11 protein-coding genes are annotated in these 13,502 nt (G+C 61.9%); 6 read left to right on the top strand and 5 right to left on the bottom strand.

The features are described 5' to 3' along the window. Positions 1–189: 189 nt before the first annotated feature. Positions 190–936 carry an NRDE family protein gene (locus NPS29_RS21645; RefSeq protein ID WP_274134997.1) on the bottom strand — a complete coding sequence of 249 codons (747 nt, stop codon included), beginning with the start codon at positions 934–936 and terminating at the stop codon, positions 190–192. 114 nt (positions 937–1,050) lie between these two features. On the opposite strand from NPS29_RS21645, the gene NPS29_RS21640 reads away from it, so the two are divergent. From NPS29_RS21640 to NPS29_RS21620, 5 genes are all read left to right on the top strand, one after another. After that, complete coding sequence (locus tag NPS29_RS21640; protein WP_274134996.1) at positions 1,051–1,833, top strand: sulfite exporter TauE/SafE family protein; 783 nt, start codon at positions 1,051–1,053, stop codon at positions 1,831–1,833. Positions 1,834–1,871: 38 nt separating this feature from the next. Then, positions 1,872–2,684, top strand: coding sequence for a prolipoprotein diacylglyceryl transferase (lgt, locus tag NPS29_RS21635; RefSeq protein WP_274134994.1), 813 nt, complete (start codon positions 1,872–1,874; stop codon positions 2,682–2,684). A 58-nt stretch (positions 2,685–2,742) separates the two neighbouring features. Then, positions 2,743–3,576 (top strand): thymidylate synthase, encoded by an 834-nt coding sequence (locus NPS29_RS21630; RefSeq protein WP_274134993.1) that lies wholly within the window; start codon positions 2,743–2,745, stop codon positions 3,574–3,576. 351 nt (positions 3,577–3,927) lie between these two features. Then, positions 3,928–5,085, top strand: a complete 1,158-nt coding sequence (gene cfa / locus NPS29_RS21625; protein ID WP_274134991.1) for a cyclopropane fatty acyl phospholipid synthase — start codon at positions 3,928–3,930, stop codon at positions 5,083–5,085. A gap of 256 nt (positions 5,086–5,341) precedes the next feature. Continuing rightward, positions 5,342–6,790 (top strand): catalase, encoded by a 1,449-nt coding sequence (locus NPS29_RS21620; protein ID WP_274134990.1) that lies wholly within the window; start codon positions 5,342–5,344, stop codon positions 6,788–6,790. 184 nt (positions 6,791–6,974) lie between these two features. On the opposite strand, the gene cadR is transcribed toward NPS29_RS21620, so the two are convergent. Continuing rightward, positions 6,975–7,433, bottom strand: a complete 459-nt coding sequence (gene cadR, locus NPS29_RS21615; RefSeq protein WP_274134989.1) for a Cd(II)/Pb(II)-responsive transcriptional regulator — start codon at positions 7,431–7,433, stop codon at positions 6,975–6,977. 84 nt (positions 7,434–7,517) lie between these two features. Here cadR and NPS29_RS21610 point away from each other — a divergent pair, with 84 nt between their 5' ends. Continuing rightward, the gene (locus NPS29_RS21610; RefSeq protein ID WP_274134988.1) at positions 7,518–9,803 is read left to right on the top strand and encodes a heavy metal translocating P-type ATPase; all 2,286 of its coding nucleotides are present in this window, start codon (positions 7,518–7,520) and stop codon (positions 9,801–9,803) included. Between the two features lie 111 nt (positions 9,804–9,914). Here the strand turns inward: NPS29_RS21610 and hutG are convergent, their stop codons facing one another. The 3 genes from hutG to NPS29_RS21595 all read right to left on the bottom strand — a co-directional run bounded on the left by hutG (position 9,915) and on the right by NPS29_RS21595 (position 13,461). Continuing rightward, entirely contained in the window at positions 9,915–10,718 is an 804-nt protein-coding gene (hutG, locus tag NPS29_RS21605) for an N-formylglutamate deformylase (RefSeq protein WP_274134987.1), read from the bottom strand. Between the two features lie 13 nt (positions 10,719–10,731). After that, the gene (gene hutI, locus NPS29_RS21600) at positions 10,732–11,937 is read right to left on the bottom strand and encodes an imidazolonepropionase (RefSeq protein WP_274134986.1); all 1,206 of its coding nucleotides are present in this window, start codon (positions 11,935–11,937) and stop codon (positions 10,732–10,734) included. A gap of 129 nt (positions 11,938–12,066) precedes the next feature. Further along, positions 12,067–13,461, bottom strand: a complete 1,395-nt coding sequence (locus tag NPS29_RS21595) for an amino acid permease (RefSeq protein ID WP_274134985.1) — start codon at positions 13,459–13,461, stop codon at positions 12,067–12,069. Between the last annotated feature and the right edge of the window lie 41 nt (positions 13,462–13,502).

The following is a 13,502-nucleotide window of genomic DNA, read 5'->3' as shown; positions in this document are numbered from 1 at the left end:
CTTCCGATCTGGCGACAGCGATCTCACGGACGCCGTCGCCGGCAAGCCGGACTGCTACGGGAGATTGGGGTGTTCGCGGCTTCGCGTCTGGCTTCTGATTCGTAGCAGCACGGCTTGCCGGCGGGGACGTCCTCAAGATCGCTCCCGCTGGCAAGCCATGCTGCTACGGGTGCATCGGTGGTGTGCCCCTCAAATCTCTAGATCCACCTCGCCCAGTCTCCCGCCATACGGCCCGAAACTGCGCTCCACCATCCTGCGCCCGCCATCGGCCGAGACAATCAGCACGGTGCTCGCCCGTGTTCCGTAGTTAGGGCTGGCGATGAAGACACTGGACAGCAGCTTCTCCGTCGCATGGCCCACGCCGGTATTCGGCAGTTCGGCTTCACTGGCGGGTTCTGGGTCGGCGAGGAAGCTGAACAGCGCTTCCGGCTCCGGCGTATCCAGGTGCCCGGCCAGCGCCGCTCGGGCTCTGACCAGCTTGGGCCAAGGCGTATCGAGCCCGGCATTGGAAACCCCGTACACCCCCGCCTCCAGCCGCCGGGGCACGGGCTGCGCGGCGTTGAGAAAATGCAGCTCCTGCCGATCGCCCACCAGCAGGTTGAAGCCGCCATATTCCGCCGCTCTTCCTGCGACCTCCCGCAGATAATCCTCAATCGACATCGATCCGCTCAAAAAATGAGCAACCAGCTCCCCCCGCGAGCGCCGTCCCAGCGGCCTGCCCGGATCGCGGATGTTGGTCAGCGCCGCAAACCGGCCCTCGGCACTGACCCCAAGCCAGGTGCCGCCTGCTTCCAGATCCCGCCCGGCATAGACGCCAGGGGCATGTTCCCACTGCGCCAGCGGCAAGGTGGGGCGGGCGTAAAACTCGTCGCGGTTAGCCGCTAGAATCAATGGCTGAGGGTGGGCAGGGCGCCAGGCGAAGACGATCAGGCACATGTGGCCTCCTTTTTTCGGTCACTTTACGCATACCCGCGATTGGCATCCATCGCTCACCGCTAGAGCGCGATGGCCTGCTCCGGTAACATGCCGCTCTGATTTTCGGAGAGTCCCATGGAATTTCTTCTGTATCTGGCCCTGGGCGCGTGCGCCGGGGTGCTGGCCGGACTGTTTGGCGTCGGCGGCGGCATCATCATCGTTCCGGTGCTGGTGTTCAGTTTCACCCTGCAAGGTTTCGACAGTTCGGTCCTGACGCACCTGGCCGTGGGCACCTCGCTTGCGACCATCGTCTTCACCTCGACGCTGTCGGTCCGCGCCCACCATCGCATGGGCGCGGTGCAGTGGGCGGTCTTTGGGTGGATGACCGTGGGGATCCTGATCGGCGCGGGGCTGGGTTCGCTCACCGCCAGCTACATTGCCGGGCCGAACCTGCAGAAGATCATCGGCGTATTCGCCATTCTGGTCGCCATCCAGATGGCGCTGGACGTCAAGCCCAAGGCCAGCCGTGGCGTGCCCGGCAAGGGCGGGCTGACCGCCGCTGGCGTGGTGATTGGCTGGGCCTCGGCGATTTTCGGCATCGGCGGCGGCTCGCTGACCGTGCCTTTTCTGACCTGGCGCAGTCTGACCATGCAGCAGGCCGTGGCGACCTCATCGGCCTGTGGCTTTCCCATCGCGGTGGCCAGTGCGATAAGTTTCATGATTCTTGGGTGGCACGATCCGTTGTTGCCATCGCATAGTCTCGGTTTTGTTTACCTGCCAGCCCTGATTGGCATTGCGGTCACCAGCATGTTTTTCGCCCGTTTCGGCGCGAAGCTGGCCCACAAGCTGTCACCCAGGATGCTGAAACGACTGTTCGCCCTGTTGCTGGTGGTCGTGGGTACCAGTTTTCTGATTTGATTCGTCGCTCTGTGAGCACACCAACCTGAGGAGTCGCAATGCTGCCTTACCCGCAGATTGACCCGGTAGCCGTGGCCATCGGTCCGCTGCAAATTCACTGGTACGGCCTGATGTACCTGGTCGGCATCGGCAGTGCCTGGTTCCTGGCCTCGCGCCGCCTGAACAAGTTCGACCCGACATGGACCAAGGAAAAACTCTCGGACATGATCTTCTGGGTCGCCATGGGCGTGATCGTCGGCGGGCGGCTGGGCTACGTGCTGTTCTATGACCTGCCCAACTACATCGCCAACCCCCTGCTCATTTTCGAGGTATGGAAGGGCGGCATGGCGTTCCACGGCGGGTTCATCGGCGTGATGATCGCGACCTACTGGTTCGGCAAGCGCAATGGCAAGTCGTTCTTCCAACTGATGGACTTCATCGCGCCGATGGTGCCGATCGGCCTGGGTGCCGGGCGCATCGGCAACTTCATCAATGGCGAGCTGTGGGGCAAGCCGACCGATCTGCCGTGGGCGATGGTCTTCCCGCCGTTCAGCGATCCTGCGCAGTTGCCGCGCCATCCGTCGCAGCTGTATCAGTTCGCGCTGGAAGGTGTGGCACTGTTCGCCATTCTTTACTTCTTCTCGCGCAAGCCACGCCCGACCATGGCCGTTTCCGGCATGTTCGCGCTGTTCTACGGCATTTTCCGCTTCGTCGTGGAGTTCGTTCGCGTGCCGGACGCCCAGTTGGGCTACCTGGCCTGGGGCTGGGTCACCATGGGCCAGATCCTCAGCCTGCCGATGATTATCGGCGGCCTGGTGCTGATCTGGCTGGCCTATCACCGCGCGCCTGTTGCCGACAAGGCAGCCGTTTGATTTCGAATCGCCGGGCCCGTGCGCCCGGCCGGTTCACCGATACAGAGGGCCTTAGGGCATGAAGCAATACCTTGAGCTGTTACAGGACGTCATCGCCAACGGCACCCGCAAGGGCGACCGCACCGGTACTGGCACCACCGCGGTGTTTGGCCGTCAGATCCGCCACAACCTGGCCGATGGCTTCCCGCTGCTGACCACCAAGAAGCTGCACTTCAAGAGCATCGCCAACGAGCTGATCTGGATGCTCAGCGGCAACACCAACACCAAATGGCTCAACGAAAACGGCGTGACCATCTGGGACGAGTGGGCCACCGAAGAGGGCGACCTGGGCCCGGTGTACGGCGCGCAGTGGACCGGCTGGCCAACCAAGGACGGCGGCAAGATCAACCAGATCGACTACATGGTCGACTGCCTGAAGAACAACCCTAACAGCCGCCGCATCCTGTTTCACGGCTGGAACACCGAGTACCTGCCGGACGAGAAGCTCTCGCCCCAGGAAAACGTCAAGGCCGGGCGCCAGGCCCTGGCGGTCTGCCATTTGCTGTATCAGGCGTTCGTCGCTGACGGCAAGCTGTCGATGCAGTTGTACATTCGCAGCTCCGATGTATTCCTGGGCCTGCCGTACAACATCGCTGCCCTGGCGCTGTTGACCCACATGCTGGCGCAGCAGTGCGACCTGATCCCGCACGAGATCATCGTCAGCCTGGGTGACACCCACGCCTATTCGAACCACGAAGAGCAGATCGCCACGCAACTGACCCGCACGCCGAAGGCGCTGCCTCAGTTGAAGATCAACCGCCGCCCGGACAGCATCTACGATTACCGTTTCGAGGATTTCGAGATCGTTGGCTACGACGCCGACCCAAGCATCAAGGCGCCTGTGGCCGTCTGATTATCAACACGTAGCAGCACGGCTTGCCGGCGGGGGCGTCCTCACAATCGCCCCCGCCGGCAAGCCGTGCTGCTACGGGGGGGTGCGACATCCTCCATACCGTTGGCAACTATCTCCCTATGTTCGAACCGGTTAAACCCTCAATAGCTGTTTCATATGTAGGGTTAATTGAAGTTCGTATTGTTGCAGTTACGTAATAAGTGTTTTACACGGTTGTAAATAAAATGAACGCGATAGATATTTTCAATCTATATATTGAGACTATTGCGTTTAATTTCATGGTTTGTTTGACATATAGTCGAGGTCTACCAATAAGTCTTTAGCCTGACACGCGTTTGGAAATAACCATCCATGACCACGACGAACTTCAGCACTGACACCTACTCCGACCACACCTCCGGTCTCTATCGCACCGCTGCACGGATCCTCAATGAAGCCGGTATCCAGATCAACGGATCTGCCCCTTCGGACATCCGTTTCAACGGCCCCGGGGTGATTGAAAGGGCGTTTGCGCAGGGGAATCTGGGGTTGGGCGAGGCCTACATGGATGGCCAGTGGGACAGCGAGCATCTGGATGAATTCTTTCATCGCCTGCTGAAAACCGGCATGACCGATGACGTGAAGCCACTTCGGCTGGTGTTCTACGCGCTCATGGCCAAGTTCATGAACCGGCAGAACATCAAGCGCTCCAAGACCGTGGGCGAGGTGCACTACGACCTGGGCAACGAGTTCTACTCGAAGATGCTCGACTCGCGCATGACCTACACCTGCGGCTATTGGGAAAACGCGACCACGCTGGAAGAGGCCCAGGCCGCCAAGCTGGACCTGATCTGCCGCAAACTGCAGCTAAAACCAGGCATGCGCGTGCTGGACATCGGCTGTGGCTGGGGCAGTTTCATGAGCTACGCCGCCGAGCATTACGGTGTCGAGGCCGTCGGGGTGAGTATCTCCAAAGAGCAGATTGCCTGGGCCAAGGAACGCTACAAAGGCTTGCCCCTGGAGTTTCGTTTCCAGGACTACCGCGAACTGGATGAACAGTTCGATGCCATCGCCAGTGTGGGTATGTTCGAACACGTGGGCCGCAAGAACCACCGCGAATACATGGAACTGGCCCATCGCTGTTTGAAGCCTGGCGGGTTGTTCCTGTTGCATACCATCGGCAAGAACCAGCGCAACTCTTATCCTGACCCGTGGATCGACAAATATATATTCCCCAACGGCGACCTGCCCTCCATCGGCCAGATGGGCGATGCCATGGACGGGTTGTTTGTCGTGGAAGACTTGCACAACTTCGGTTCGGACTACGACAAGACACTGATGGCCTGGCACGACAACTTCATGAAGGCCTGGCCGCAGTTCGAGGCGCAACTGGGCAACCGCTTCTATCGTATGTGGCGTTATTACCTGTTGTCCTGCGCCGGCGCCTTCCGCGCCCGGGATATCCAGTTGTGGCAGTGGGTGTTGTCCAAAGGCGGCGTGCCGCACGGTTACCATCGCAGCCAGATCTAGATTGCGCCCATACCCTGTAGGAGTCAGCTTGCTCGCGATAGCGGTTTGTCAGACACGCAATTAGCGCCTGGTGAACCGCCATCGCGAGCAAGCTCACTCCTACAGGTTTTCCGTTCGTCGTTCTTTGCTATCGATCAATCGATTTTCTATTAATCGTCTCTATCAACCCAGTGCGGACTCCCAATGAGCTTCCCGGCCCGCATTTGCTTATCGTTCTCCACATCGAACAAGACACGCGACCTGTGGAGAAACGATCATGAGCAACAAACTGACCACCGCTTTCGGCGCCCCGGTAGCCGATAACCAGAACATCCAGACCGCAGGCCCTCATGGTCCGGCGTTGCTGCAAGACGTCTGGTTCCTGGAAAAACTGGCGCATTTCGACCGTGAAGTGATCCCGGAGCGCCGCATGCACGCCAAGGGCTCGGGCGCGTTCGGCACCTTCACCGTGACCCACGACATCACCCGCTTTACCCGGGCCAAGATCTTCTCCCAGGTCGGCAAGCAGACTGAAATGTTCGCCCGCTTCTCCACCGTGGCCGGTGAGCGCGGTGCAGCCGATGCCGAGCGCGACATTCGCGGCTTCGCCCTGAAGTTCTACACCGAAGAAGGCAACTGGGACCTGGTGGGCAACAACACGCCGGTGTTCTTCCTGCGTGACCCACTGAAATTCCCCGACCTGAACCACGCCGTGAAGCGCGACCCGCGCACCGGCATGCGCAGCGCGGAAAACAACTGGGACTTCTGGACCCAACTGCCCGAGTCGTTCCACCAGGTCACTATTGTGATGAGTGAACGCGGCATTCCGCGCAGCTTCCGCGAGATGCACGGGTTCGGCAGCCACACTTACAGCTTCCTCAACGCGCAGCATGAGCGCTTCTGGGTCAAGTTCCACTTCGTGTCCCAGCAGGGCATCGCCAACCTGAGTGACGCCGAGGCGCAAGCGGTGGCCGGTGCGGATCGCGAATCCCACATGCGCGACCTCTACGACAGCATCGAGCAGAACAACTTCCCGCGCTGGAAGCTGTTCGTGCAGATCATGCCGGAGAAGGAAGCGGGCTCGTACCACATCAACCCGTTCGACCTGACCAAAGTCTGGCCGAAGGCGGACTACCCGCTGATTGAGGTGGGCTACTTCGAGCTGAACCGCAATGCCGACAACCACTTTGCCGATGTCGAGCAGTCAGCGTTCGCGCCGTCCAACGTGGTGCCGGGTATCAGCTTCTCGCCGGACAAGATGCTGCAAGGCCGCCTGTTCTCCTACGGCGATGCCCAGCGCTACCGCTTGAGCGTCAACTACCACCAGATCCCGGTGAACTCGCCCAAGGCCGCGCTGCACGTGAACAGCTACCACCGCGATGGCCTGATGCGCATCGACGGCAACCGTGGCGGCATGACTTCCTACGAGCCCAACACCAAGGGCGCGTTCCAGGAGCAGCCTGATTTCCGCGAGCCGCCGCTGTCCATCGAAGGCGCGGCGGGGCACTGGAACCACCGTGTGGACGATGACTACTTCTCCCAGGCGGGTAACCTGTTCCGCAACATGAGCCCGAAAGAGCAACAGTCGCTGTTCGACAACACCGCACGCGCCCTGCGCGGCGTGTCGGCGCCGGTGATCGCGCTGCACATCAAGCACTGTGGCCTGGCGGACCCGGCGTACGGCGCGGGCGTGACCGAGGCGGTGGAGCGTATTCACCACGGTTGATCTCACGCTGAAACAAAAGGCCCCCACTCTGACGACAGGGTGGGGGCTTTGTCGTTGGCAGCCCAGGCACCACCGGCCTGTAGGAGTGAGCTTGCTCGCGATAGCGGTGGGTCAGCTCCACATTTGGAGCTGACCCACCGCTATCGCGAGCAAGCTCACTCCTACAGGGAAGTAGTAAGACGGCTCAATGGCCGTGGCTGCGGCCTACGTGGGAATGCTCGACTTCCGGCGTAACCACGCTGCCGCTGACTTCCAGCCGATCCAGAATCCCGCAATGATCCGGTGCCCCTTCGCTGCAACGCTGGCGCAGGTCGACCAGCTGTGCCTGCAAGGCCTGCAGGCTGACGATGCGGGCGCTGACGTGCTGGATGTGCTCGTCGATCAGCGAGTTGACGCTCTGGCACTGATCCTGGGGGCTGTCACGCAAGGTCAGCAGGCTGCGGATTTCGTCGAGGGTCATGTCCAGGCTGCGGCAGTTGCGAATGAAGGTCAGCCGCTCGACATGCTCCTGGGTGTACAGCCGGTAGTTGCCCTCGCTGCGCGCAGGCTCGGACAACAGGCCCTCGCGCTCGTAATAGCGGATGGTTTCCACGGCGCAGTCAGTGAGTTTTGCCAGTTCGCCAATCTTGAAAGACGCTTTCATGAGGCCCGATCCCGTTTTGTGGCTTGACCCTATAGTGGCTACAGGGTGTTCACTTGGCAACAAGCACACTTAGAGACTCGACTTATGAGTGACTCTGTACACAAGCATTCGCCAAACGATCACGCAGGTCATGACCATCACGGCCACGGCCATGCCTCCCATGACGCTGCGCCGGGCAAGTTCACCCCGGTGGGCAAGCACGAGCATCACGCCCATTCCTGCTGCTCCCATGACAGCGCGCCAGCAAGTGTCACTGTCGGCACGGCCACTGAAGACGGGCGCCTGAGCCAGTTCCGCATCGAAGCCATGGACTGCCCCACCGAACAGACGCTCATCCAGAACAAGCTGGGCAAGATGGCGGGCATCCAGAAGCTGGAATTCAACCTGATCAACCGCGTGCTGGGCGTGTGGCACGAGCTGCCTTCTGCCGAGCCGATTCGCGAGGCCATCGGTACATTAGGCATGCAGGCCGACCTGATCGAGGCCGGCGGCGATAGCGAGACAACCGTTGCTCCTGCGGCAAAGAAAGCCTGGTGGCCGTTGGCGCTGTCCGGCGTTGCGGCGATGGCGGCCGAGGTCATTCATTTCACCAATGCGGCACCCAACTGGGTGGTAGCGCTGGTTGCCCTGGTGGCGATTGTCAGCTGCGGCCTGACCACCTACAAAAAGGGCTGGATCGCCCTGAAGAACTTCAACCTCAACATCAACGCGCTGATGAGCATCGCGGTGACTGGCGCCGTGCTGATCGGGCAGTGGCCGGAAGCGGCGATGGTAATGTTTCTGTTTACCGTGGCCGAGTTGATCGAGGCCCGCTCCCTGGACCGTGCCCGCAACGCGATCAGCGGCTTGATGAAACTGACCCCGCAACTGGTCACCGTGCAGCAGGACGGCCAGTGGGTCGAAGCCGAGGCCAAACAGATCGTGCTGGGCAGCGTGGTGCGGGTCAAACCGGGCGAACGCATCGGGCTGGACGGCGAAGTGGTGGCCGGGCATTCGACCATCGACCAGGCGCCCATCACCGGCGAAAGTCTGCCGGTGGAGAAGAACATCGGTGACAAGGTGTTCGCCGGCACCATCAATCAGGCAGGCTCCCTGGAATACCGGGTGACCGCAGCAGCGAATGACTCGACCCTGGCGCGGATCATCCATGCAGTCGAAGCGGCGCAAGGCGCGCGGGCGCCGACCCAGCGCTTCGTCGACAGCTTTTCGAAGGTCTACACCCCGGCGGTGTTCGTTCTGGCCCTGGCGGTGGCGGTCATCCCGCCGCTGTTCATGGGCGCAGCGTGGTTCGACTGGATCTATCGCGCGCTGGTATTGCTGGTGGTGGCCTGCCCCTGTGCGCTGGTGATTTCCACGCCGGTGAGCATCGTCAGCGGCCTGGCTGCGGCGGCGCGCAAGGGGATTCTGGTCAAGGGCGGCGTCTATCTGGAAATGGGCCACAAGCTCGATTATCTGGCGCTGGACAAGACCGGCACCATCACCCACGGCAAGCCGGTGCAGACCGATTACGTGCTGCTCGATGAGGCGTTTGGCGAGCGGGCCTTGGCCATCTCTGCAAGCCTTGCAGGGCGTTCCGATCACCCGGTTTCCCAAGCCATCGCCAAGGCGTTCGGGCCGGATGGGCATTTGCCGGTGGAAGCGTTCGAGGCGCTGGGCGGTCGGGGTGTAAGAGGCGAGATCGAAGGGCGCCTGTATCACCTGGGCAACCATCGGCTGGTGCACGAGTCGGGGCTGTGCTCGCCGGCACTTGAAGCGCGCCTTGAGGCGCTGGAAGCCCAAGGCAAGACGGTGGTGCTGCTGTTCGATACGAGCGGCGCGCTGGCGTTGTTCGCCGTGGCCGATACGGTCAAGGAAACCAGCCGGGATGCCATCGCGCAATTGCATGCACTGGGGGTGAAAACCCTGATGCTGACCGGCGATAATCCGCACACGGCCAGGGCGATTGCCGCTCAGGTGGGCATTGATCAGGCGAAGGGCGATCTGCTGCCCACCGACAAGCTGCAGGCCATCGAAGCGTTGTATGTGCAGAAGCATCGCGTGGGCATGGTCGGCGACGGCATCAACGACGCCCCGGCGCTGGCCCGGGCCGAGATCGGATTCGCCATGGCAGCGGCGGGAACCGACACCGCCATCGAGACAGCTGACGTGGCGTTGATGGACGACAACTTGCGCAAGATCCCGGCGTTCATCCGTCTGTCTCGGGATACCGCCGCGGTGCTCAAACAGAACATCGCGCTGGCGCTGGTGATCAAGGCGATCTTTCTGGTGGTGACCTTTGCAGGGATGGCGACCATGTGGATGGCGGTATTCGCCGACATGGGCGTGAGTCTGCTGGTGGTGTTCAACGGGTTGCGGTTGCTTCGCAAATAGACGCCACAACTCTGTAGGAGCGCGCTTGCCCGCGACCGCAGTGTGTCAGTACACACATTCGTACCTGACACACCGCAGTCGCGGGCAAGCGCGCTCCCACGAGAACCTTGCTTACTTGCCGTAAGTCTCGCGGCCCCAATCGATCATCTGCTGCAACAACTGCTTCAACACCACCCGCGTCGGGTCGGCCAGGTCCGGGCGGTAGTGGAAGGGCACGAACTCGTCCATGTAGTTGCTCTGCGCCAGCTCCAGCTGCACGGCATGTATATGTTCGGCCGGGTTGCCGTAGTGGCGGGTGATGTGGCCGCCCTTGAACCTGCCGTTGAGCACATGGCTGTAGTCCTTGGCGGCGGCGCAGGTGGCTTCCAGGCGTTTGGCCAGGGCTTCATCGCAGCTTGCGCCATTGAAAGTGCCCAGGTTGAAGTCCGGCAGGCGGCCATCGAACAGGTGCGGGATGTGCCCGCGAATCGAGTGGGCGTCGAACAGCAGCGCGTAGCCGAACTCGTCGCGCAGGCGCTCCAGCTCATTGCGCAGGGTGTCGTGGTACGGCGTCCAGATTTTCGCGAGATAAGTCGCGCGCTCTTCCTTGCTCGGCTCTTGGCCTTGCTTGAAGAGAGAGTCGCCTTCGAACAGCGTCGAAGGGAACAGCCCGGTGGTCGCGCCGGCGTACAGCGGCTTGTCGTCGGAGGGACGGTTGAGGTCGATGACGAAGCGCGAGTATTCGGCGCTCAGTACGCTGGCACCCAGATCGTGGGCGAAGTCGTACAGGCGCGGGATGTGCCAGTCGGTGTCCGGCAGGCTGACCGCCTCGTCCACCAGGCCGTCGCGCACCACCGGCGTCAGGTTCAGCCCCGGATGCGGCATGCTGATGAGCAGCGGTACACGACCGCGAGTGAAACTCAGAACCTTATCCACAATGTTCTCCTGATTAGAAACGACTTTCCACGCCGTGACGCACGACGCGCTTGTCCAGATCCCCGCCCAGCCAATAGGCCAGGTCCGCCGGGCGTTCGATGTTCCAGGCCACGAAGTCGGCGACCTTGCCCACTTCCAGCGAGCCATGGGTGTCAGCCATGCCCAGCGCCTGGGCGGCATGGATCGTGGCGCCGGCCAGGGCTTCTTCCGGCGTCATGCGGAACAGGGTGCAGGCCATGTTCAGCATCAGGCGCAGGGACAGGCCCGGCGAGGTGCCAGGGTTGAGGTCGGTGGCGATGGCGATCTTCACGCCGTGCTTGCGCAAGGCATCCATCGGCGGCAACTGGGTTTCGCGCAGGAAGTAAAAGGCCCCTGGAAGCAGCACCGCGACGGTGCCCGAGGCGGCCATGGCGATGGCGTCTTCCTCGGTCATGAATTCCAGATGGTCGGCCGACAGCGCCTGATAGCGCGCCGCCAGGCTCGAACCGTGCAGCGACGACAGTTGCTCGGCGTGCAGCTTGACCGGCAATCCCAGCTCGCCTGCGGTGATGAACACCTGCTCGACCTGCGCGGGGGAAAACGCCAGGTATTCGCAGAAGGCATCGACGGCGTCCACCAGGTCTTCGGCTGCCAGCGCCGGCAGCATCTCGCTGCAGATGTGCGAGATGTAGGCGTCGGACTGATCTTTGTATTCCGGCGGCAGGGCGTGGGCGGCCAGGCAGGTGCTGCGCACGGTGACCGGGAGTTTCTCGCCCAGTTGCCGGGCGACGCGCAGCATCTTGCGCTCGTTGGCCAGGTCCAGGCCGTAGCCGGACTTGATCTCGACCGTGGTCACGCCGTCTTTCATCAGGTGCAGCAGACGGCGCTCGGCGCTGGCGTACAACTGTTCTTCGCTGGCTGCGCGGGTGGCGCGCACGGTGCTGGCGATACCACCACCGGCGGCTGCGATTTCGGCGTAGCTCACGCCTTGCAGGCGCTGCTCGAATTCACCGCTGCGGTTGCCGCCGAACACGGTGTGGGTGTGGCAGTCGATCAGGCCGGGGGTGACCCAGGCACCGGCCAGGTCCACCGATTGCAACTCGCCTTGCTCTGGCAATTCAGCACGCGGGCCGATCCAGGCGATATGCGCGCCGTCGGTGACGATGGCCGCGTCCTCGATGATCGAGTAAGTGCCGTTCGCCATGCTTGCTGCGTGACAGTTGTGCCAGAGCGTTTTCATCAGTGCCTCCACAAGAAATCGATAGAGAGCCTGTAGGAGTGAGCTTGCTCGCGATGGCAGTGTGTCAGGCAGCCTATCCATGTCTGATCCATGGCAATCGCGAGCAAGCTCACTCCTACAGGTTTTGTGTCATCCGGTAGACCGGTTTTTGATCAGGTTCTGTCCAGGCTTGACCCACACCCGGTATGCAACCACCAGCAACACGATCCACACCGCGCCGACCACCAGGGCCGCCTGCGTGTCCGGGAAGTAACCCAGCACGGCGAACACGAACACCATGAACGCGGTGGCGGCGATGGGCGCGGCGGGCCAGAACGGGACCGGGAATTTCAGTTGTGCGACTTCGTCCTTGCTCATCGAGCGGCGCATGGCGATCTGCGTCACCAGAATCATCAGCCACACCCAGACGGTGGCGAAGGTGGCGATGGACGCGATCAGCAGGAACACGTTTTCCGGAATCAGGTAGTTCAGCACCACGCCGACCAGCAGCGCGCCGCCCATCACCAGCACGGTCATCCACGGCACGCCTGCGCCGGAAAGCTGTGCGAAACCCTTGGGCGCCTGGCCTTGCCGCGCCAGGCCGTACATCATGCGGCCCGCGCCGAAGATGTCGCTGTTGATCGCCGAAACGGCCGCCGAGATCACCACGATATTGAGGATGATCGCCGCAGACGGAATCCCCAGTTTCTCGAAAATCTGCACGAAGGGGCTGCCCTGGCTGCCGATTTCCTGCCACGGGTAGAGCGACATCAATACGAACAGCGTCAGTACGTAAAACAGCAGGATGCGCAGCGGCACGGCATTGATCGCGCGGGGAATCACGCGCTCGGGGTCGCGCGCTTCGCCTGCGGCCACGCCGATGATTTCAATGCCGCCGAAGGCAAACATCACCACGGCCAGCGCCGCGACCAGGCCACTGACGCCGTTGGGCATGAAGCCGCCCTGGGTCCAGAGGTTGCTCACGTGGCTGACGCTGTCGCCGGCCGATGAGCCGATGCCGAACAGCAGGATGCCGAACCCTGCGAGAATCATGGCGATGATCGCGCCGACCTTGAGCAGCGACAGCCAGAATTCAGTCTCGCCAAACACTTTGACGCTGCACAGGTTGAGCGCGCCAATCACGAAAACGATGCCGAGCACCCAGATCCAGCGGGGCACTTCGGGGAACCAGAAACCCATGTAGATCCCGAACGCCGTGACGTCGGCCAGGCAGACGATGATCATTTCGAATGCGTAGGTCCAGCCCAGGACGAAACCTGCCATGGGGCCCAGGTATTGCGTGGCGTACTCGCTGAACGAGCCTGCCACAGGATTGCGCACGGCCATCTCGCCCAGGGCGCGCATGACCATGTACACCGCGGCGCCCGCGATGAGGTAGACCAGCAGCACGGCGGGGCCGGCCAGTTTGATGGCGGATGCCGAGCCATAGAACAGCCCTGTGCCGATCGCCGAGCCCAGCGCCATGAAGCGAATGTGCCGGGCGCTGAGCCCGCGTTTAAGATCTGTTGCGTTTTGCGGTTTCATCTCACGCTTTTCCTGGTAGTTCTTTTGCTGAAATGAAAGTG

Source organism: Pseudomonas putida (assembly GCF_028682175.1).
GTDB classification, from domain to species: Bacteria; Pseudomonadota; Gammaproteobacteria; order Pseudomonadales; family Pseudomonadaceae; genus Aquipseudomonas; species Aquipseudomonas putida_AD.
Note: the sequence above shows the minus strand (reverse complement) of the source record. Positions and strands in the feature narration are given on the sequence as shown.

Coding starts and splice junctions, on each gene's coding strand:
- NPS29_RS21610 (WP_274134988.1), top strand. CDS start 7,518: ATGAGTGACTCTGTACACAAGCATTCGCCAAACGATCACGCAGGTCAT.
- cfa (WP_274134991.1), top strand. CDS start 3,928: ATGACCACGACGAACTTCAGCACTGACACCTACTCCGACCACACCTCC.
- cadR (WP_274134989.1), bottom strand. CDS start 7,433: ATGAAAGCGTCTTTCAAGATTGGCGAACTGGCAAAACTCACTGACTGC.
- NPS29_RS21645 (WP_274134997.1), bottom strand. CDS start 936: ATGTGCCTGATCGTCTTCGCCTGGCGCCCTGCCCACCCTCAGCCATTG.
- lgt (WP_274134994.1), top strand. CDS start 1,872: ATGCTGCCTTACCCGCAGATTGACCCGGTAGCCGTGGCCATCGGTCCG.
- hutI (WP_274134986.1), bottom strand. CDS start 11,937: ATGAAAACGCTCTGGCACAACTGTCACGCAGCAAGCATGGCGAACGGC.
- NPS29_RS21620 (WP_274134990.1), top strand. CDS start 5,342: ATGAGCAACAAACTGACCACCGCTTTCGGCGCCCCGGTAGCCGATAAC.
- NPS29_RS21595 (WP_274134985.1), bottom strand. CDS start 13,461: ATGAAACCGCAAAACGCAACAGATCTTAAACGCGGGCTCAGCGCCCGG.
- NPS29_RS21630 (WP_274134993.1), top strand. CDS start 2,743: ATGAAGCAATACCTTGAGCTGTTACAGGACGTCATCGCCAACGGCACC.
- NPS29_RS21640 (WP_274134996.1), top strand. CDS start 1,051: ATGGAATTTCTTCTGTATCTGGCCCTGGGCGCGTGCGCCGGGGTGCTG.